The organism is Sutcliffiella cohnii (assembly GCF_002250055.1).
Classification (GTDB): Bacteria; Bacillota; Bacilli; order Bacillales; family Bacillaceae_I; genus Sutcliffiella; species Sutcliffiella cohnii.
In genome coordinates, this window is sequence record NZ_CP018866.1 from 2,106,779 (window position 1) to 2,129,005 (window position 22,227).

At 33.9% G+C, this 22,227-nt stretch carries 13 protein-coding genes; 12 read left to right on the top strand and 1 reads right to left on the bottom strand.

Features of this window, described 5'->3' with window-relative positions; genetic code table 11:
• The first annotated feature begins 89 nt into the window (after window positions 1-89).
• The 7 genes from BC6307_RS10400 to BC6307_RS10430 all read left to right on the top strand — a co-directional run bounded on the left by BC6307_RS10400 (window position 90) and on the right by BC6307_RS10430 (window position 12,324).
• Window positions 90-2,618, top strand: coding sequence for an NEW3 domain-containing protein (locus BC6307_RS10400; protein ID WP_066414231.1), 2,529 nt, complete (start codon window positions 90-92; stop codon window positions 2,616-2,618).
• Window positions 2,619-2,788: 170 nt separating this feature from the next.
• Entirely contained in the window at window positions 2,789-4,003 is a 1,215-nt protein-coding gene (locus BC6307_RS10405) for an ROK family transcriptional regulator (RefSeq protein WP_066414228.1), read from the top strand.
• 1 nt (window position 4,004) lies between these two features.
• The gene (gene argH / locus BC6307_RS10410; protein ID WP_066414225.1) at window positions 4,005-5,477 is read left to right on the top strand and encodes an argininosuccinate lyase; all 1,473 of its coding nucleotides are present in this window, start codon (window positions 4,005-4,007) and stop codon (window positions 5,475-5,477) included.
• 26 nt (window positions 5,478-5,503) lie between these two features.
• Complete coding sequence (locus tag BC6307_RS10415; protein WP_066414222.1) at window positions 5,504-6,796, top strand: sugar ABC transporter substrate-binding protein; 1,293 nt, start codon at window positions 5,504-5,506, stop codon at window positions 6,794-6,796.
• Window positions 6,797-6,940: 144 nt separating this feature from the next.
• Window positions 6,941-7,885: a carbohydrate ABC transporter permease gene (locus BC6307_RS10420; RefSeq protein ID WP_066414220.1), complete on the top strand. Its 945-nt coding sequence runs from the start codon at window positions 6,941-6,943 to the stop codon at window positions 7,883-7,885.
• A gap of 15 nt (window positions 7,886-7,900) precedes the next feature.
• Window positions 7,901-8,716: a carbohydrate ABC transporter permease gene (locus BC6307_RS10425; RefSeq protein WP_066414217.1), complete on the top strand. Its 816-nt coding sequence runs from the start codon at window positions 7,901-7,903 to the stop codon at window positions 8,714-8,716.
• A gap of 437 nt (window positions 8,717-9,153) precedes the next feature.
• Window positions 9,154-12,324 (top strand): DEAD/DEAH box helicase, encoded by a 3,171-nt coding sequence (locus tag BC6307_RS10430; RefSeq protein ID WP_066414212.1) that lies wholly within the window; start codon window positions 9,154-9,156, stop codon window positions 12,322-12,324.
• 79 nt (window positions 12,325-12,403) lie between these two features.
• On the opposite strand, the gene BC6307_RS10435 is transcribed toward BC6307_RS10430, so the two are convergent.
• Window positions 12,404-13,831, bottom strand: coding sequence for a hypothetical protein (locus tag BC6307_RS10435; protein ID WP_066414210.1), 1,428 nt, complete (start codon window positions 13,829-13,831; stop codon window positions 12,404-12,406).
• A gap of 180 nt (window positions 13,832-14,011) precedes the next feature.
• Between BC6307_RS10435 and BC6307_RS10440 the strand changes: the two genes are divergently transcribed.
• The 5 genes from BC6307_RS10440 (at window position 14,012) to BC6307_RS10460 (ending at window position 22,154) form a co-directional block, all read left to right on the top strand.
• Window positions 14,012-15,514, top strand: a complete 1,503-nt coding sequence (locus BC6307_RS10440; protein WP_066414208.1) for an amidase — start codon at window positions 14,012-14,014, stop codon at window positions 15,512-15,514.
• 302 nt (window positions 15,515-15,816) lie between these two features.
• Complete coding sequence (locus BC6307_RS10445; RefSeq protein WP_066414201.1) at window positions 15,817-16,656, top strand: SDR family oxidoreductase; 840 nt, start codon at window positions 15,817-15,819, stop codon at window positions 16,654-16,656.
• A gap of 220 nt (window positions 16,657-16,876) precedes the next feature.
• Window positions 16,877-17,713 carry a glucose PTS transporter transcription antiterminator GlcT gene (glcT, locus tag BC6307_RS10450; protein ID WP_066414199.1) on the top strand — a complete coding sequence of 279 codons (837 nt, stop codon included), beginning with the start codon at window positions 16,877-16,879 and terminating at the stop codon, window positions 17,711-17,713.
• Between the two features lie 190 nt (window positions 17,714-17,903).
• Complete coding sequence (gene ptsG / locus BC6307_RS10455) at window positions 17,904-19,934, top strand: glucose-specific PTS transporter subunit IIBC (RefSeq protein WP_066414195.1); 2,031 nt, start codon at window positions 17,904-17,906, stop codon at window positions 19,932-19,934.
• A 174-nt stretch (window positions 19,935-20,108) separates the two neighbouring features.
• The gene (locus BC6307_RS10460; protein ID WP_066414193.1) at window positions 20,109-22,154 is read left to right on the top strand and encodes an RNA polymerase sigma factor; all 2,046 of its coding nucleotides are present in this window, start codon (window positions 20,109-20,111) and stop codon (window positions 22,152-22,154) included.
• The last annotated feature ends 73 nt before the right edge of the window (window positions 22,155-22,227 follow it).

Here is a 22,227-nt window from a genome sequence, read left to right on the forward strand (position 1 = left end):
AGATGGTAAGGAAACTTTACTAACTAACAAGTTAACTTACTGAAAGGGGGCTTATTACGAATCCATTAATTTTTAGGGGGAATGTTTACATGTTAAGAAGAAAGCTTTTGTTAAGTCTAATGGCAGTAATTTTACTATTACCGCTCGTATTTACTGAAAGTGTAAAAACGATGGCAGTTAAAAACGGGAATCATGATGTAGATTTATGGAAAGTGGTAACACCGTTAACGACAACAACAAGTTTTCTAAATACAGGTGCTCATCCAGATGATGAACGTAGTCATTTATTAGCCTATTTATCCCTAGGTAAAGGTGTAAGAACTGGAAGCCTTATCGCAAATAGGGGTGAAGGTGGTCAAAATGAAATTGGTTCTGAGTTAGGTAATGGATTAGGAATTATTCGTTCTGAGGAATTAATAGAAGCATCAGATGTAACGAATGTAGACTTAATTATGCTAAGTGAAGACATTAGTGACCCTATCTATGATTTCGGTTTTTCTAAATCAACAGAAGAAACGTTACATGAATGGGGAGAAGAAATAGCGTACGAAAGATTAATTAGAAAAATTAGAGAATATCGACCGGAAATTGTATTCCCATCATTTTTAGATGTTGATTCTCAACACGGTCACCATCGTGCAATAAATGTTTTAACAGAAAGAGCTTTTGAAGATGCAGCAGATCCTACCGTATTTCCAGAACATTTAGAAGAAGGATTAACTCCTTGGCAAATAAAAAAATTATACTTTCCTGCCCAATCTAACAGTAATGCTACAGTTTCCATTGAAGTAGGAAATGAAATTGATGATGTTTATGGGAAAACTTATGCGCAACTAGGGGAAGATTCTCGTTATCTTCATAAAAGTCAAGGTATGGGAAGAGAAGTACCTGTTGCTCCACTTTACGTGCATTTAGATTTAGTTAAGTCTGTCCATCCAATTCCAGACAAAGAAGAAACGATTTTTGATAGCCTCGACTTTAGTTTCACAGAAGTAGCAGAAAGATTAGAAAGAAGCGATAATCAAATAAAAGGTGTACTTAAAAATGTACAAAGTGCACTAGATGCAGTAGTTAAAAGTTACCCATCTCGTGAAGAAGTACTAGTAAATGCACACGGGGCTATAGGTGAAGTAAAAAAAGCAATTGTTAAAGTAGAAAAAAGTAATATTTCAAAAGAGTTAAAGAAAGATATACTATTTAAACTTAATGTTAAACAAAAGCAGTTAGTAGAAGTGAGTAAAATAGCATCTTCGTTGAATATTGATGTAACGGTTGATAATTCTACTTTAGTTAGAGGAGCTACAACTCCAGTTGAACTAAACGTTACTAATGATGGTAAAGTTACGTTAAATAATGTTGAACTTTCTCTTCTTATTCCAGAAGGTTGGACAGTTAGAGGAGAAGTAGAAAAGATAACTTTAAAACCTAATGAGTCTGTTACAAAAACATTTGAAGTGACAGTTAATGACGATGAAAAATTCTACCATCCATATGAAGATGCGATTATTTTAGCAAACGTTCAGTATGAGGTTAAAAAAGAAAGCGCTTCATTTACTGTAACACCTAAAAATACAGTTGCTGTTTTACCAGACGTAGCTGTAGCATTAAATCCAGTTCAAATTGCAATTAATCAACTGGATATTCCAGAAGAAATAGAAGTAGAAATGACATTAACTAATTATGTTGATGGCCCGTCTGTAGCAACTCCTTTACTAGAAGTGCCAAGCGGATGGGAAGTATCTGTTTCCCAAGATTCGGTGCATTTTGAAGAGCAAGGACAAACAGAAACGGTAATTTTTACTGTTAATCCGAATAATATTGCACCAGAAACATTTGAAGTGTTAGGTAAAGTACTAGTAGATAATAAAGAGTTTTCTACAACTGTTCAAACAATAAATTATGACCATATTCGTACTCAGTATTACTTGTATAACGCAAAATCCGCAGGTATTTCATTTGAATTAACTATTCCTGATGGGATAAAGGTCGGGTATATCGAAAGTGGTTTTGATCAAATTGCCGATTACTTAATTAATATTGGAATGGATATAACAAAACTATCAAATGAAGAAATTGCAAGTGGAGATTTAGCTCAATATGATTCTATCGCTTTAGGAATTAGAGCATATAGAAGAGAAGGGTTACCACAATTAAATAGCCGTCTATTAGACTATGTAAATAATGGTGGACACTTAGTTGTACAGTATCATACACCTAATGATAGTTATCATGGAGAAAACCATCCTCCGTATCCACTTACGATAGGTACACCATCTATTCGTTGGAGAGTTACAGATCAAAATGCTCAAGTTGAAATTAAAGACCCAGAACATCCACTTTTTAACCATCCAAATAGCCTAAATGAATCTGATTGGGAAAATTGGGTACAGGAAAGAGCGCTATATTTTCCGAGTGAATGGGATGAGCGTTACGAAACATTTATAAGTATGGCTGATCCTGGTGAAGAACCTTTTGAAAGTGGAATTTTAATGGCTGAATATGGCGAGGGTACTTATTTATATACGAATTTAGTATGGTATCGCCAAATTCAAGGGCAAGTTGCAGGTGGGTATCGCATCTTTACAAACTTAATTAGTTACCCGTTATTTAAAGACTAAAATAGTACAGAGAGGTATTAGGAATGAGTAATACCTCTCTAGGTAAAAATACACAAATTTATATTTTTCTGAAAATTCTGTTGACATCAACATGAAAAGAAAATAAGATGAATTTAAGTTGGTAAGGAAAGTTTACGAACTAACGTCGAATTCTTTCAAGGGGCACGTATATGAAACAATCGAGAAGTAACACTCCAAATTACTTAAAATATTTAAACAAAAAGAAAATTTTACAGTTTATTAGAGATAATGACCAAATTTCAAGAGCAGAAATTTCCGTCAACCTCTCCATCAGTAAGCCTACTGTATCTTTAATAGTAGATGAATTATTACAAGAAGGATGGATTTTTGAAAGGGAGAGTAATGAATCTAGTGCACTAGGTGGACGTAAACCAATTAATCTATTTTTTAATAAAAATGCATATTTTCTAATAGGAATAGATATTGGAGGTACAAATGTTGAAGTTGGGATCGTTAATCTCACTGGGGAACTTATCGCAAAAGGTCAATTATTAACGCAAGCAGCGCTAAAGAAAGATTTCATTAATGAAATTTGTACAACAGTTTATTCTCTATTGGAGAAAAATAATATTGGTAGTGAATTTGTCATGGCTGTCGGAGTAGGTGCACCAGGTATAACTGATTCTAATCAAGGAATTGTGATAGATGCACCAAGTTTAGGATGGATCAATTATCCACTTAAACATAAGCTAGAAGAAAAAATCGAATTCCCAGTCTATGTTGATAATGATGTTAATATAGCTGTATTAGGCGAACAATGGAAAGGGCAAGCGAGTAATAAAGATCATGTTATATTAATAACGCTTGGAACAGGAGTAGGCTGTGGGATAATTGTAAATGGTCAATTATATCGCGGTTCAGCATTTGCTGCAGGTGAAATTGGTTATATGGTTACAGATAAAAATGAAGCAAAGGAAGAGTATGACCATATTTTTCAAGGTTATGGTTTTTTAGATAGTCATGTTGGTGGACCGTCGATTGTAAAAAGAATGGAAATGCATTTACAAAACGTCACCTATGATCATCCATTAAAGGGAGAAAAGTTAACTGCAAAAAAAATATTCCACTATGCAATTAATAACGATCCTCTTAGTCTACAAGTTGTAAATGAAACGCTTGAACATATAGCCTTTGCATTAGTAAATGTCATATGTATATTTAACCCTCAATGTGTCGTAATCGGTGGGGGAATATCGAAATCGGGGAAATGGTTTCTACCAAAAGTCCAATCAATAATTGAAAAACATCTTCCCATTCGAACAGATATTTTCGTTTCAGAATTAGAAGGTTTGTCATTAATAGGTGCAGGAGCATTAGTTTTACGTGAGCATGAATCATTACTTAAAGAAAAAGGAGTAATTTAGAATGACCCAACGCTCAAAAATATATATAGACGCTACTTTAGGCCCAACATATTCATTTACTAAAAAACATTACTATCATCATATAATGGAAATAAACTTAGCTCATGTGTTAATGCTAAGAGATCAAAACATTATCGAGCAAGAGCATGCGAGTTCCATTTTAGAAGCAACTCATAAATTATATAAACAAGGCTACGAAAAAAAATACGATAGTAATTTTGAAGATCTGTTTTTTATGCTAGAAGATGATCTCAGTAAAGTGATTGGTCCTGAACTTGTCGGGAATATGCACATTGCATTTAGTCGAAATGATATGGACACAACGATGTTTCGAATGTTCTGGCGAGAAAGAATCGTGGAATGGATGAATACAATTAACTTATTAAGGAACGAGCTATTACGTTTAGTAGCCGAACACAAAACAACAATAATGACAGCACATACACATAACCAACAAGCACAACCTACTACTTTATCACACTATTTAATGGCAGTCGTACATAACTTACAACGAGACGTACAAAGAGGGCAAGAACTTTACAATAGAGTGAATCGTTCCCCAATGGGAGCAGCAGCACTTTCTACAACAGGCTATAACATTGATCGCGAAAATATTAGTAAAAGATTAGGCTTTGATTCACCACTGTCTAACTCCTATGATGCAATTTCAGCTTCGGATTTTATGATAGAACTAAAAAGTGTACTTTCAATTTCGTTATCTACTCTATCACGCTTTGTAAATGACCTAATTTTCATGACAACGAACGAAGTGAATACTTTGAGATTACACGATATGCATGTTCAAACATCAAGTATTATGCCTCAAAAAAGAAACCCATCTGCGTTAGAACATACAAGGGCTTCCATTAGTAAAGCAATAGGCAGCCTTGAAAACACTATATTTCTTGCCCATAACGTTCCATTGGGTGATATTGTCGACATAGGTGATGATATTCAACCACCATTATATACAGGCTATATAACCTCCGTAGAAGTAGTGGAAATTCTTACAGAAATTTTACATCATTGTACTTTTAATAAAGAACTTTTATTAGAAAATGCACAAAGAGGCTTTGCTACGGTAACAGAAATTTCCGATGTAATAGTACGAAACTACAGTATCCCATTCCGTTCGGCACATGGAATTGTAAGTACATTTGTAAAAGATTTAGTAAAAGAAGGTTTAGATTTAACAAATGGAAGCGCTTCTAAAATTAATAACATAGCGAAAAATAGCTTTCAAATATTACTAAATTTAACAGAAGAAGAATACCAATCAGCCATTTGCGTACGAAATTTCGTGAATGTGCGAAATATACTTGGTGGTCCGTCGTTAAAAGCAATAGAGTTTCAATATGAAGAAGCTGTTAAGTCATTAAAGAACGACAACTATTGGTTAAATGAAAAACAAAAACAATTTTTTGACTATAAACAGAGATTAACTGAAGATGTTGTTTCATGTATTAAAAAATAAATAATAGGTTATGAGGGGGATGGCAAATGAAAAAAGCATTTTTATTCGTATTATTTTTTGCTTTAAGTATGTTTATCGTTGCCTGTAGTGGTGACAAAGAGACTGCTGGCGAAAAAGATGGTGACATTGTAGAAATTGAGTATTGGCAATATCATTTTGATTCTAAAGTAAAATTAGTTGATGAATTAATAAAAGAATTTGAAGAAGCAAACCCAGGTATTAAAGTAAAGCATACAACATTTCCATATGACCAATTTAATGAGCGCGTAGCAGCACAAGTACCTGCTGGCCGTGGTCCAGATGTTATTAATTTATTTTACGGATGGGTACCAAGATATGTTGACTCAGGTTACTTACAACCATTACCTAAGGAAGCATTTCCACATGAAACGATTGAATCTGAATTCTTCCCTATGGTTGAATCAGTGAAATTAGATGGAGAGTACTGGACAATACCTACTGCTGTAAGAACAATCGCGTTATTTTATAACAAAGATCTGTTCGAAGAAGCGGGATTAGATCCAAATAGTCCACCTGCAACTTGGGATGAGCTTGTAGATTATTCTATTAAACTTACAAAAAGAGATAGTAACGGTCGTTTAGCGCAAGCTGGTATGGCTTGGGAACCTAGTCAACAAGGACACCATTGGTTTAGAGATGCTCTTCTTTACCAAGCTGGCGGGCAAGGACTAAGTGAAGATCGAAAAACAATCCAATGGAATCAAACAAATGCTGGTTTAGAGGCATTTAAATATTGGTTAAATTTCGTAACAGAACATGAAGTAGGGGAACGAAATTTTTACACTGATGATGTGACAGCATTTAAAACTGGGAATGCTGCGATGAATATTGATGGTTCTTTCCGTATAGGAACATTACAAAATGATACACCTGACTTAAACTACGCGATTGCACCACTACCTTCCAAGGATGGTAATAAAGCAACACAAGCATCGTTTTGGAGTAATGGAATCACTTCCAAGGTAGAAGGGGCAAAACTTGATGCATCTGTTAAGTTTTTGCAGTTTTTAACTAGTGAAGATGTAATGGAAAGATGGTTAGATGAAATTGGAGAATTACCAGCAAAACAGAGTGTAGCGCTACAAGATAAATATTTAAATCATGAATTATATGGTGCTTTTATTGAGCAACTTCCATATGCTAATGCCCATTTCTTTGTAGATGAAAGTCGAGAAAGAGACCTTGTTATTCAAGCAGTCGACAGAGTTTTACTTCAAGGTGTATCTCCAGAAGATGCATATAAAGAATTAGTAGAGTCAACACAAGCACTATTTGATGAATACTGGTCTAAACGGTAAATAGAAAAGCGGAAGCAACTAGCACATGTACAAAATAAAGAAGGACGGTTAATATCGTCCTTCTTTTAAGATGGTAGAAAAAAAGAGTACATAACTTTTACGAAAAAACAGTTTTAGTATCCCTTTTCAAGAGGAGGTAATAGTATGGCAGAACCATCATTGGATACACACAAATCACCCAAAATTAAAAGGAATGGACCTAGCTTAACGCTAAAGCAAAGTAAATATTTATTTGTTTACCTTTGCTTATTGCTTCCACTAATTTTCTATATTTGTATAAGAATAGCCCCGACATTATACACGTTTAATATAGGATTTAGAGAATGGAATATATTATCTCCAGAAAAGCCTTTTGTAGGATTCGATAATTATGTAACACTAGCGAATGATCCTATTTTCAAAAAATCTTTGTGGAACACAGTAATTTTTATTGTATTTGGTGTTTCTGGTCAAGTATTAATCGGTTTACTTATTGCTCTATTGTTACAACGTATTAATAAGTTTGTCGGTGTATTTAGAGTTATATATTTTATCCCTTATGTAACGAGTATTGTGGCTGTTAGTTGGGTTTTCCGTTGGCTTTTTATGAATAATGGTATTATTAATGAATTTTTAGTTAATTTAGGGATACCGCCACAACTATTTTTAAATTCCCCAGATCAGGCGATATATATCATTATTGGAACGATGATTTGGCAAGGGTTAGGCTTTCAAATGGTAATTTTTTTAGCTGGTTTAGAAAATATTCCTAAAATGTTTTATGAAGCTGCAGAAGTGGACGGGGCAAATAGCTGGAATAAATTTAAAAGCATAACATTGCCATTATTAAATCCAACCATTGTTTTCTCTGTTGTAATTGGTAGTATTAACTTTATTCAGGTTTCATTTACACAAGTAGTAAATATGAGTGTAGATAGTGCAGGGGGACCTTTACATTCCACGATTTCTATTGTTGTTTATATTTATCAATTAGCATTTAGACAATACAGTATGGGATTAGCATCAGCAGCAACTGTTATATTATTCCTATTCATTTTAGCCTTAACCATTTTCCAAATGAAAGTACTATCGAAGAAATTTGATTATTAAAGGAGGGAAAATCAAATGGATAAAAAAACAAAATCGTTCGTTGTATATACGCTATTAATTCTTGGGACTATAATCATGATTTTCCCATTCGTTTGGATGGTATCAACCTCCTTAAAATCTGCTTTAGACGTATACACACTTAGCATTATTCCTGAAAATCCTACTTTAGAAAACTACCGAAGAATTTTTTTGGATTCCTTATTTGGGAAGTGGTTTCTAAATAGTATTATAGTCGCAACTGTTACGACGATTAGTGTCGTATTCTTTGATTCGTTAGTAGGCTATATTATTGCTAAATTTAAATTTATAGGAAAAGGAATCATTTTTATAGCTATATTAAGTACTTTAATGGTACCGACAGAAATGTTAATAATTCCTTGGTATTTAATGAGTTCTGAATTTGGTTGGACAGATAGCTATTGGGGATTATTATTCCCTGGTTTAATGACTGGTTTTGGTGTGTTTTTAATGAAACAATTTATGGAGTCGATACCAGATGACCTTTTAGATGCGGCAAGAATTGATGGGCTCGGTGAATTTAAAATATTTATAAAGGTTGCGATCCCACAAGTATGGCCAGCAATTTCCGCATTGTTTATTTTTTCATTTTTGAGTAACTGGAACGCATTTTTATGGCCGCTTATTGTGACGGATTCTTCATCACTTTACACGTTACCAGTCGGATTATCTTTCTTTGCATCAGGTGAATTTGAATCTAGATGGGAGTTAATTATGGCTGGTGCAACAATAACGGCATTACCATTAATATTAGTGTTCTTCCTTTTACAAAAACATATAATAAAAGGGATTACATTGACTGGGATGAAATAAAGCAAAAAAGCTGGTGTTCTCAACATTAAGAGAATGCTAGCTTTTATTTTTGCCTACATTTCCTATAAAGTAATATGTTAACCAAAAGATAATGGCTAAAAAGAAGACGTAATGTTTCCTCCCTGCCGGTAATATAAAAAGCAATATAGCACTACCAACAAGAAATGGGAGTAGGAGGGACCAATATATTTTACGATGCATACAATACCCACTTTCTTAAATACACCCTATGTATAGTGTAAAATTAGAATAGTATGAATTTATTTTACAATTTATTGAGAAATATTTCCACACCCACACGTGTTTTTGTCATGTTTCGTTTCTAATATATTTTTATCGACTAAAGTCAATGCTTGTTATATACACGGATAGGATGATGTATGATAAAATCAACCTATTGATTTTTTACCTTTACCCTAAATGAAGGAGTTCTTCGCATGTCGATAATGATAAATGAAAGAAAAATTTTAGATATGTGCGGTAATGCTTCCTTTAAACGTGGGGAGGCGTTTTGCCGCGATGGAAAAGTTACTATTGTACAAAATGAGAACAACGTAATAAGAGCAACCATATCAGGAAACGAAAACTTTGAGGTTGAGATTACTTTTAAAAATGAAAGAATTTTGAAGATTGCTTGTAGCTGTCCTAAACTTGCTTCCTATAAAAAAGAATGCCAGCATGTTGCAGCAGTACTTCTTATGCTAAATAAGCAGTACATTCATGCAAAAAGAGACAATAATGATGATGTGGACAGTTTATTCGATATTTTTAATAGTGAAAAAAGACATTCTATTTCCCAACGACATTTTGAAAATAGGGAAATACAAAATGCTACTTTTACTTGTAAAGCCATAAAAATTCAAGATGGGCAATATATGATCGGTATAGAAATGAAGGTTGGCTCGCAAACCGTTAAAAATCTTTATAAATTTATAAAAAATGCTTTAGATGGAGTACCGACAAACTTGTCTTCCACTTTTACGTATAACCCAGCGCTACATTGCTTTTCGAAAGAAGTAGATAAAGTACTTCAGCTTCTTTTTGAAATAGTACAAGTTAAACAAATATATATCGATGAAGTTAATGATGGGATGTTAAACACATTAGTTATTCCACCTACGTTAGGTGAAAAACTTTTAATGCTTCTTTCTAACATACACTCGTCACTTTTTATCGTGAATAGTGTCACAACAGTACCGGTTCGAATCGGACAAGCGACACTCAATCTAAAATTTTCATTAGAAAGACAGCAAAATGGAAATTACTCTTTAATAATAGACGGGATACAAAATCTGTATGTTTTCTCGTCGTATCAATTCGTTTTTGTAAATGGGGAATTTATTCGTTTACAAAATGATGATTGTCTACGATTATCAGAGTTAGTGAAAATGATTGATAGAACGGGGGAAAATATCATTCCTTTATCAGAAGAACAGCTACCAATGTTTATCGATAAAGTAGTACCTGGTTTAAGAAGGCTCGGAACAATTCAATTTTCGGAATCCATAACAGATAAGTTAGTGAAAACTCCGTTAAAGGCAAAACTCTTTTTAGATCGCTTAAAAAACCGATTACTTGTTGGTTTAGAATTTCATTATGAAAATGTAATTATAAATCCACTAGATAAAAACGACAGAGTACTTGGACCTTTGTTTATAAGAGATGTTGGTAAGGAAGAAGAAATTTTAAGAATTATGGAAGAAAGTGAATTTGCCAAAACAGATGGAGGCTATTATCTACAAAACGAAGAGTTAGAATATCAATTTTTATATCACGTTCTCCCTTCATTAAAAAAGCTCGTACAAATATATGCGACAACAGCTGTTAGGAATCGTATTTTCAGAGAAAATAAACGACCTAAAATCAATGTAAAAATGAAAAAAGACCGAATAAATTGGTTACAGTTTAAATTTGAAATGGATGGTATAGCTGATAGGGAGATTAAAGAACTTCTTGTAGCACTTGAAGAAAAGCGAAAATATTATCGTCTTCAAAACGGTTCGTTACTTTCATTAGAAACAAAAGAATTGAATGAAATTCAAACATTTTTAAATACAATACCCCAAGAGTATAAACAGTCAGACGATGAGTGGGGCTTACCTGTTGTAGGTGGGTTAAAATATGTAGATAATCTTACGGATGAGGCAATCTCTATAGACAAATCGTTTCAACAATTTATTGGGAAACTAGTGCATCCACAAAATGAAAGTTTCGAGGTACCTGAAGATTTACGTTCGATTTTAAGAGACTATCAAATTACTGGTTATAAATGGATGAAACTTCTAGCAAAACATCATTTTGGTGGCATTTTAGCTGATGATATGGGGCTTGGAAAAACGTTACAAAGTATTACGTTTATTTACTCAGAGCTTGAGCTTATTAGAGAAGGTAAAAATCCAGTATTAATTGTTTGTCCTTCTTCGCTGACCTTTAATTGGTTAAGCGAAATTCAAAAATTCGCACCACAAATAAAGGCAATCGTTATTGATGGATCTAAAAAAGAAAGGCAACCTTTGTTACAAAATAATAGTGGGGTAGATGTAGTAATCATTTCTTATCCTTTGTTAAGACAAGAAATACAATGGTTAGACAAACAAGTATTCCATACTGTATTTTTCGATGAGGCTCAAGCGTTTAAAAATCCAAATACGCAAACTGCAAAGGCTGTAAAGAAAGTGAAGGCAAATCACCGCTTTGCACTTTCTGGCACACCGATTGAAAATTCATTAGTGGAATTATGGTCTATTTTTCATGTAATATTACCTGAACTGTTTCAAAGCTTTAAAGAATATAATAATTTAACGAAAAAGACGATAAGTAAAAGAATACGTCCATTTTTATTAAGAAGGACAAAGAAAGATGTGCTTCAAGAATTACCTCAAAAGATAGAGCAAGTTGAACGAGTGGAGTTATTACCAGAACAGAAAAAACTATATGCAGCTTATTTAGCGAAATTAAGGCACGACACATTGAAGCAGTTAGATAAAGATACAATTAGAAAAAATAGAATAAAAATATTAGCTGGTCTCACACGACTGCGACAAATATGTTGTCATCCTGCACTTTTTGTAGACGGATATAAAGGTACTTCTTCTAAATTTGAACAATTAAAACAAATCGTGAATGATGCCAAACGTACAGGAAGAAGAGTACTGATATTTTCACAATTCACGAAAATGTTACAGCTTATAGGAAAAGAATTAGCAATGAACGGTACGTCATTTTTTTATTTAGATGGACAAACACCTTCAGAAGAAAGATTAGAGCGATGTAATCGTTTCAATAAAGGCGAACGAGACTTCTTTTTAATATCGTTAAAAGCAGGTGGAACAGGATTGAATTTAACAGGTGCAGATACTGTAGTGTTATATGACCTATGGTGGAACCCTGCAGTCGAGACACAAGCGGCAGATCGTGCTTATCGGATCGGTCAAACAAAAGATGTACAAGTAATAAAACTATTAACAGCAGGAACCATTGAAGAAAAAATGAATGAATTACAACAGAAAAAACAAAATTTAGTAGAACAAATGATAGAAGATAACGATTCCATCCAACTAACAGAGGAAGATATTGCTGAAATGTTAGGTGTACCGATTCATATATAAAAAAAAGAACTCCTTAGGCGTCGCTACCTATCGGAGTTCTTTATTCTATATGCTCTATTTTTATTATAGACCGTTACTATTAAAATATCCACAAGCCTATAAAAGTTGAGATAATCAAACCTAACACAACAGGTATGAAGCTTTTTCTTACAAGTTCCATTACTGGTACTTTTGCAAAGCCGGCAACTGCTACAAGAGACGACCAAGCTATTAACGTTCCACCACCAACCCAAATAGAACCCATTTGACCTATTGCAGCTAATGTTGCAGCATCTACACCTACACTGTCACTTAAAGCACCAGAAAGAGCGCCAACTAGAGGTAAACCGGAAAAACCAGATCCATCTAATCCAGTAATCATACCTATTAATAATATTCCGAAACCGGCAATAAACGCACTTTCAGGAATGAAATTTTGTCCAGCTAGAATTAAATCGAAAAGAAACGAAGGGGTTTCCTCACTACCTGTGCCAAAAATTTTAGCTGAGAGTTCGCCACTACCGACAAAGAAAAAACCAGCTATCGGTATAACAGGTCCCATTGCTTTAAACGCAAACAAGAAACCTTTAACTAAATTATCACTTACATTTGAAAGCGATGTTCGAACATTACGAAATGTAGAAGCAGCAATTAATAATAAAACAGATGCACCACCGATAAGCGCAGCACCTGTACCGCCTTCTATAGAAGGAATAGATGTAACAAATTTCGCTAATACCATGTAGGCAATAACACTTAAAAACGTAGCTGGAACAAGGATTGCAAAAAGTAGACTATATTTACTTTTTTGTTGCTGGTTATTTAATTCTTCTTTTAAATCTTCATTTGTTTGTTCTGTTTTCTCCCATATGTGTAAATGGTCAATGGAAGGCTTTTGAATATGCTTTCTTATTAAAATATAAGCTAGAACAATGGCAACTGTTCCAGTAATAATGGATAGCACAAAACCACGATCTGCAACGGTATGAATTTCAACAGCTGCTGCTGTTGCCGTTAAAGTTGGTGCAATTTGTATTATATAGTCTGAAGACAATGCCATCCCTTGACCTGCAAGAGAAATGGCTATCGCTGCACCGATTGGCGGTAGTCCAGCACGGACTGCTACAGGAATTAATAGTGCTCCGACTAGCGGGACTGCAGGTGTTGGCCAGAAGAATAGTGAGATTGCATACGTTACAAAAACGATTACCCAAAATGAAATATGACCATTTTTCATTATTCGTTGAAATGGGGTAATCATTTGTTCGTCTGTTCCTAACGATTTTAGTGAATGTAACAATGCTGTCATAATTGCTATTATGAGGAATATATTGAAAAGCTCACCAGCGGCAACTAAGCTTGCGTTAAAGATTGTTTGTAAACCAAACGTAAAAGAGCCACTGAAAATCCAACCTACTAAAAATGTAACTAATATGGACGGAACTACTACGTTCTGTCTAAATAACATGGTTCCGATTATTACTAATGTCCCTATTAAATACATCCAATGTGCAAAAGTAAGTTCCATCGATAAAAATCTCCCTTCCGCAGAGAATACGAAGCAAAGATGTTTCGTATAGTAGCCTATGCGAACGAAATATATTTCGTGTTAAGGTGAGGAGGGAGTTAAAAATAATTGTTTTTGTTTTAGAAGGTTTCTAGATGAAAAATAGAGAATACGGTATGTAGCATAAAAGGGGGGATTTAGTTGAATCATTTTGGATATGAAAATTATGATGGTTTAGGAATAGCCGAGTTGATTAAGCAGAAGGAAGTTAGTAAACCCGAAGTTTTGGAAGCAGCTTTAAATAAAATGGAATCAGTTAATAAAGATGTAAATGCCTTTATTTATACTCGAAAAGAGAAGGTACAAAAAGAAATAGTAGATGAAAATGAAGGTATCTTTGCTGGAGTACCATTTGCGTTAAAAGATATCTCACAAGAAATGAAAGGGGAGCCACTTACGCTAGGCTCCAAAGTGCATAAAGACTATGTTTCAAACGAAGATTCGGAATATGTAAAACGATTAAGAAAACAAGGGTTGCTTTTTCTAGGTTACACAAACGTTCCAGAATTTGGTTTAATGGCAGTTACAGAACCGAAACACTATGGCCCAACTAGAAATCCTTGGAATTTAGATTATACACCTGGTGGCTCTAGCGGTGGCTCAGCTGCAGCTGTTGCATCAGGCATGGTACCATTTGCTGGAGCAAACGATGGCGGAGGTTCCATTAGAATACCAGCAGCATATTGTGGATTATTTGGTTTAAAACCTACTAGAGGGAGAACACCTGTTGGACCAAAAAACGGACGGTATTGGCAAGGTGCAACAGTGGAACATGCAATAACAAAAACGGTAAGAGATAGTGCTGCATTACTGGATATATTAAACGGTGTAGAAAAAGCAGGGGCTTATACGGCACCTCCGTTTAATGGAAGGTACTTAAAGGAAATAGAAAAAGGGATAGAGACTCCTTTAAAAATAGCCTTTTCTATCGAATCTCCTATTCTAACTGAAGTAAACAAAGAGTGCCAGGCTGCTGTAATAAAAACCGTAAAGCATTTAGAATCTTTAGGACATCATGTAATAGAAAAGAATGCACCGGTCGATGGTAAGAAGTTGGCAGCGAGTTATATTACACTATATTTTGGAGAAGTGAGTGCCTCTATATCACGATTAGAAGAAGTAATTGGAAAAAGAGTGAAATATGAAGATGTAGAACCGACTACTTGGCTTTTAAGCTTGCTCGGGAAGGCTACAACTGCACAAGAATTTGTTCTTAGTTTACAGGAATGGGATAGAGCTGCATATGAAATGGAAGTTTTTCACGAAACGTATGATCTTTATATAACTCCAACAACAGCATTTCCACCTGCTAAAATTGGAGACCATGACCTAAAATCATTGGAAAAGCTTGCATTAGAAGTAACAGGGAAAATCGGGTCTGCTAAACTGTTGAAGAAACTTGGAATCGTAGATAAGTTAGTGGAAGATAGCTTGAAAAGAGTACCATTTACTCAACTAGCCAATTTAACAGGTCAACCAGCAATGTCTGTACCTCTCCATGTAACAAACGAAGGTTTACCTGTAGGAGTTCAATTTATGGCAGCAAGAGGAAAGGAAGATTTATTATTAAAAATGGCGGCGATGCTAGAGCAAACAAGCCTTTGGACTCCATTAAATGAAAACCCGTATTTTAAAATAGATTGAAATAATGTTTATTTGAACATAAAAAAGAAACCTACATAAATGCAGGTTTCTTTTTTTTCGAAAATTGAGGCGAGTAAACAGCACTCCACATAGTGCCTGCCAAAATGGCTCGTTGCTCGACTTACACAATTCAGCTCATCGCTTAATTAATATAACACGATTCTATTATAATTTCAACTATATTTTAGTAAACCATTATTTAGCAATAAGTACTATGCTATTATTATTATCTAGATGGAGTCGAATATATACAAAGATAACACTTTTTAAGACGTACACTAAAAGTAGAAGGAGAAACGGAAATGGACAGACCTATTTGCTTTATTACAGGAACATCTAGTGGTTTTGGACTTTTAACAACAATTGAGATGGCTAAAGAAGGATATACAGTTATCGCTACAATGCGTAATCTACAAAAAAAGACATTGTTAGTAGAAGAAATAGAAAGAGCTGGTTTGTCTGAATTTATCCATATTATCCAATTAGATGTTACTAATCATAATAGTATAAAAGAAGTAATACAAACTACTATCGAAAAATATGATCGGATTGACGTCTTAATTAATAATGCTGGCTATGCATTTGGAAGTTTCATTGAAGAAATGAAAATGGAAGAGTTGAGAGAACAGTTTGAAACAAATTTTTTCGGTTTAGTTGCACTTACGAAAGAAGTTATCCCTCATATGAGGCAAAGTAGGAATGGGACAATAGTTAACATGAGCAGTATAAGTGGACATTTTGGTTTTCCAGCCTTAGGTGCATATGCTTCTTCCAAATTTGCCGTAGAAGGATTTAGTGAATCTTTACGGTTTGAACTATTACCATTTGGAATAAAAGTCGTATTAATAGAGCCTGGTTCTTACCGAACAGATATTTGGACAAAAGGATTTTCAGGAATAAAGGTAAACGAAACATCTCCATATGCAGCATATAAAAGCAAAATGTTCCAAGTTGTTGAGCACATTGAAGAAAACGCTCAAAATCCACTTGAAGTAGCGGAAACAATAGTACAGGCAGTTAAGAATCCAAATCCACCTTTACGATATCCTGTTGGTAGGGCAATTAAAACACAAATTAAATGGAAAAATATTATCCCTTGGAAATGGTTAGAAAAACAAGTAAGTAAAAAAATATTAAAATGAAAAATATTACAACGCCATTTAAGTGTTGATTCCCCTCTATAGGTGTGTTTTGGCTAAGTATATCTAATAACATTAACGATTCTTTTATACTTACTACAATTTACTATACCATTTGTATCGCCAACTTCTTGACTATCATTTTATTGTAGCTTAATTTATAATAGAGTGATAGAATAGTGTCTAATTTTGTCGAATGAGGTTACTGGAGGGTTTCAGTATTATGTTGCAAGTAAAGAAAGTTTTAAATAATAATGTTCTTATCGCAATTCATCCGAGCTATAATGAAGTAATATTGACAGGTAAAGGTATTGGTTTCGGAAAAAAGCCTGGAGAAAATATTTCTAGTGAGAAAGCTGAAAAGTTTTTTGTTTTAAAAAATGAAAAAGAACAACAACAGTACAAGCAGTTACTTGATTATGTTGACGAATCCTTCATCGGGTTAATGAATGAATGTATGGAAAAGATAGAGACACGATTACAAATTCAATTAAATGAACATATTCATGTTGGGTTAACAGATCATCTATATTTTGCTGTTAAGAGAATACAACAAGGGATAGATATTAAAAATCCTTTCTTAAACGAAACAGAATCAGCATATCCGAAAGAATATTCAGTAGCGATGGAAGTTGTTAACTGGTTAAATAAAAAATTAAATATCGATATACCTGAAGGAGAAGTTGGTTTTATTGCCCTTCATATTCATAGTGCTTTAACAAATAAAAATCTTTCTGAAATTAATCGTCATACACAGCTTATTAATGAACTTGTACAAATAATAGAAATATCTTTAAATATAAAAATTGATAGAAAAGATGTTAATTACCTTCGATTAGTTCATCACTTTCACTGTTCCATTGAGCGCATATCAGAAGGGAACATTCCCTCTGAAAAACAAGAAACATTAGCAAAAGTATTGCAAAATGAATATCCTGTATGTTACAATCTTGCTTGGAAATTGATTAAGATAATGCAACAGAAATTACAAAAGCCTGTACCAGATGAAGAAGCCGTTTACATAACGCTTCATTTGCAAAGGCTTTCTAAACAACAATAAAATAAACACGCTTTTTTTCACGTGTTACTGGTAGTGCAGGCATGAGAGGGAGAAAAGGCTAAAAAATAAAGGCAGAATTTTTCTATCTTCATTTTTTAACCGATTCTTTTTCTCATGTTTTTTTGTTGTTATCTGAAACATTTTACATAAATGCTTCATTATTTCTAGTTGTAAATAGGAGGAAAGAAAGATGTTAAAGAATACTTTTGGTACTTTGCAACGTGTTGGTAGGGCATTAATGCTACCGGTTGCATTATTACCTGCAGCGGGGATTTTATTAGCATTTGGTAATGCGCTTCAAAACCCTAGCTTAACAAATCGAATACCAGCGCTAGAAGCTGAATGGGTTGTTTTACTTGCGTCTATCATGGAACAAGCGGGAGATATAGTTTTTGCTAATTTACCACTATTGTTTGCTATTGGTGTCGCAATTGGATTAGCAGGTGGAGATGGTGTAGCTGGCCTTGCCGCAATGATTGGCTACTTAATTATGAATGTAACGATGAGTGTTATTGGAGGCATAACTGCTGCAGATGTAGATTTAAACCCAGCTTATGCAAACGTTTTAGGAATTCCAACGTTACAAACGGGTGTTTTCGGTGGGGTAATAGCCGGGTTACTCGGGGCCTATATGTATAATAAGTATTATAATATCGAGTTACCTACGTATTTAGGTTTCTTTGCTGGTAAACGTTTCGTTCCAATCGTGACGGCTGCCGCTGCATTGGTTTTAGGTGTTATTATGAACTTTATTTGGCCGTATGCGCAAGAAGGGTTAAATACGTTTTCTTATATAATGACAGAATCTAACCGGACAATTGCAGCATTTGTGTTCGGGGTAATTGAACGAGCATTAATACCATTTGGACTTCATCATATTTTCTATTCACCGTTTTGGTTTGAATTTGGAAGTTATACGAGTGCTGCCGGTGAAATTGTTCGTGGAGATCAAAGAATATTCTTTGCGCAAATTCGAGATGGTGCTGAATTAACCGCTGGTACATTTATGACAGGTAAATTTCCATTTATGATGTTCGGATTACCAGCAGCAGCACTTGCAATCTATCATTGTGCACGTCCAGAACAAAAGAAAATGGTTGCAGGTATTATGGGTTCTGCAGCATTAACGTCATTCTTAACAGGAATAACGGAACCACTTGAATTTAGTTTCTTGTTTGTTGCGCCATTATTATTTGCGATACACACAGTATTTGCTGGTTTATCGTTCATGGTTATGCATATGTTAGATATAAAAATAGGTATGACTTTCTCAGGAGGGGTTATCGACTTTATCCTATTCGGTATCCTACCAAACCAAACAGATTGGTGGCTTGTAATTCCAGTCGGATTACTATTTGCAGTTATCTATTATTTCGGATTCCGATTCGCAATTCAGAAGTTTAATTTAATGACTCCTGGACGAGAAGTAAATGTAGAAGAAAAGTCTGACAATGGAAATGCTGGTAAGAATGAGTTACCATTAGGTGTTCTTAAAGCTCTAGGCGGAGAAAGTAACTTAACTAGTTTAGATGCATGTATTACACGTCTTCGCGTTAGCGTTAAAGACGTAAATCAAGTAGATAAAAATCAATTGAAAAAACTTGGTGCTTCTGGCGTAATGCAGATAGATAAAAATATTCAGGCGATATTTGGTCCGCGTTCAGAAATTATTAAAGGACAAATCCAAGATATAATCAATGGTAAAACTCCAGTTATGGAGGAAGTAGCAGCTACTTCAGAAAAAGTACAGAGTAATGTAAATAAAACGTCAACAATAGCAATACCTATGACAGGACAGCTTTTACCTTTATCCGAAGTACCTGATCAAGTTTTTTCGCAAAAAATGATGGGAGATGGTTTTGCGATCAAACCGTCAGAGGGGACAGTCGTTTCACCTGTTGAAGGGACTATTGTTAATCTTTTCCCAACGAAGCACGCAGTAGGTATTGTAACGGAAGACGGCCGAGAAGTTCTCGTTCATGTTGGTATTGATACTGTAAACTTGAAAGGTAAAGGCTTTGAAAACCTTGTTGAGCAGGGTGATAAAGTTAGTCAAGGTCAACCATTATTACAAGTAGATTTAGAGATTATTGAAAACGAAGCAGCGTCTACTATAACTCCTGTTATTTTCACTAATTTAGCAGCGAATGAAGTGGTTCATATAAATGAGGGTGCTGTAAAGTTTGGCGAAATAAATTGTGTGGAAATTAAGAATAACTAAAAGTAAATGGCTACCATTATTCGGGTAGCCTTTTTATTATGTTTTCTACCTTCGAAATAGACTTATATATTTTAAATATATTGAAAATACTATCAGTTTCGTATTAAAATGGTGTTATATAATAGATAATTTGATAGGCATTATTAAACATATTGTTGTTAAAGGATGTAATGTATGAACATACAGTCTATTTTAGAAGGGAATAAAGATTCCTTTGAAGAGATTTTAGAAGACTATGGATCTAGACTTTATCAATCTGCTCTTCTATTAGGGTATGATAAAGAAGAAAGTGAAAATGTGGTTGCTAATACATTTATTTATATATACGAAAGTTTAAAAAACTATAATCAATCCGAGCCTTTTTCATGCTGGATTTCCGAAAGAATTGTTACCTACTTATTTGAAAAAAAACGACCAAGAACCTCAACATCAGTACTTCATGACCAAAAACACTTATCATTCGTTACGACCTTTCAACAACTCACCACGCCATATAAAAAAACAATTTTGCACTATATATTTCAAGAAGAAAAAAAAGAAGTACCTTTAGAAGTGGAGAAAGCACTTTGGCAGTTAATTAATGAGAACTTGTCATCTAAAGAGGAGTGTATGAGACCTAACCTCCTTTTTCTATATGTATTAGGAAACATAAGTAGTTATGAAAGGGTAACAATAGACGATCATTTAGAGTTTTGTCCTTTCTGTCGAGAAACAAGAGAAGAAATAAAGAAAAGACTAAAGATAATACATAATTATTTTAATCAAGCTGCATGTCCAGAAATGATAAAAAATAAAGTATTACAACAATTAAAACCGTATAGTATGAATAAAAAAAGTAAAAGAAAAAAGGCAATTTATCAATCAATAGCAGCTGGAAGTATTATCGGTATTTTTACAATGTTTATTATTTTTCAACCAACGTTGGAAAAATGGACCACTCTTGCAAGTAACTATATGAAACACGGCGAATTTTACAACGTATGGAAAGAGGGTACCTATACGGCAAGCGATAAAGAAATAACTATGGAAATAACGGGCATTGACATAACCTCAACATTATCGAAAATAGACTTTAAAATAGAAACAGAGAGAGAATTAGATGCAACATACTTAAATAATGACACACATATGCTCAATGTGTATCAGCTTGGATTATTACAAATACAATTAGACAATGAATTTGTACCAATAGAACAAACTTCCATTATTTCAACAAGTGACGATTTAAAGGAAGGGTCTATATATTTTTATTTGAGTGATGTAAGTGAAACCTTACCTGAAGAATTTACAATAAAACTTCTGCCCTATAGGATAGGTGGAATATTCGGAAGTTGGGAAATTGATCTTCCTATCCAATATAGTAAAGGTTTAAAGGAAGCAGAAGTATTTACTTCCTATGAAACAAAGACGATATTAGATAAGTATCAAATTATTATTAATGAATTTAAATATAGTGAAGTTGGTAGTGAATTAACATTTACAGTGGATTATACAGAGGCTGAGGAAGAGAGGAGGATGGCTAAACGAGAAGAATTAAACTATGCAGATGATCAAGGTTTTCATTATCAATATCGTATAGTTAATGATCAGGGAGAATCCTTATATCCTTTCAGTTATATGTATAATCGCATGTCGCTATCTAGTTATTATGAGCCATGGCAGTATTATGGACAGCAAACCCATATGTATCACCATTATTATTATAATGAGGATGCGTATATGCCAACAACGAAAGGCAAAAAGGATGAGGATTTATTTTTCTTATTGGAATCAATTGAATTTTATGATGTTGCAAATATCGAAATGGAAGTTCCGTTAAAGGATGGTATTCAAATTCCTTTATCTATTAAAGATGAGTATATTGATTTTGACTACGTAAAAGTCGAAAAATTAGAAGCGAATGACGAAAGACCCGAGCGTTTACAAGTATCGATAATTGGACAACAAAAAATGAAAGAACACATAGCAGAAACGTATATTTTTGATTATATGTGGTATGTAGACTATGAATGGGGAGAAAACGAAAATACTTATTTAGATTTCTATTGGGAAGATGTTGATGCTAACTCTATGAGTCGAAGAACTACTAATTCTAATATTATATTTCAAGTGGACATTCCTATAAATCAAACATTACCAGAAACGATTATATTAAAAAGTGACCATTCAAAAAATTACTATTACTTTAATGATAAATTTAAAATCCCGTTAAATAAATAATGTTTGAACAAGTACCGTTATTTGTAACGGTGCTTATTTTTTAGCTATAATAATACCGTTGCTTTATTTAGCT

Excerpts from the sequence above, each read along its gene's own strand:
- argH (WP_066414225.1), top strand. The coding sequence starts at position 4,005 with ATGACCCAACGCTCAAAAATATATATAGACGCTACTTTAGGCCCAACA.
- BC6307_RS10405 (WP_066414228.1), top strand. The coding sequence starts at position 2,789 with ATGAAACAATCGAGAAGTAACACTCCAAATTACTTAAAATATTTAAAC.
- BC6307_RS10425 (WP_066414217.1), top strand. The coding sequence starts at position 7,901 with ATGGATAAAAAAACAAAATCGTTCGTTGTATATACGCTATTAATTCTT.
- ptsG (WP_066414195.1), top strand. The coding sequence starts at position 17,904 with ATGTTAAAGAATACTTTTGGTACTTTGCAACGTGTTGGTAGGGCATTA.
- BC6307_RS10460 (WP_066414193.1), top strand. The coding sequence starts at position 20,109 with ATGAACATACAGTCTATTTTAGAAGGGAATAAAGATTCCTTTGAAGAG.
- BC6307_RS10420 (WP_066414220.1), top strand. The coding sequence starts at position 6,941 with ATGGCAGAACCATCATTGGATACACACAAATCACCCAAAATTAAAAGG.
- glcT (WP_066414199.1), top strand. The coding sequence starts at position 16,877 with ATGTTGCAAGTAAAGAAAGTTTTAAATAATAATGTTCTTATCGCAATT.
- BC6307_RS10445 (WP_066414201.1), top strand. The coding sequence starts at position 15,817 with ATGGACAGACCTATTTGCTTTATTACAGGAACATCTAGTGGTTTTGGA.
- BC6307_RS10430 (WP_066414212.1), top strand. The coding sequence starts at position 9,154 with ATGTCGATAATGATAAATGAAAGAAAAATTTTAGATATGTGCGGTAAT.
- BC6307_RS10415 (WP_066414222.1), top strand. The coding sequence starts at position 5,504 with ATGAAAAAAGCATTTTTATTCGTATTATTTTTTGCTTTAAGTATGTTT.
- BC6307_RS10435 (WP_066414210.1), bottom strand. The coding sequence starts at position 13,831 with ATGGAACTTACTTTTGCACATTGGATGTATTTAATAGGGACATTAGTA.
- BC6307_RS10400 (WP_066414231.1), top strand. The coding sequence starts at position 90 with ATGTTAAGAAGAAAGCTTTTGTTAAGTCTAATGGCAGTAATTTTACTA.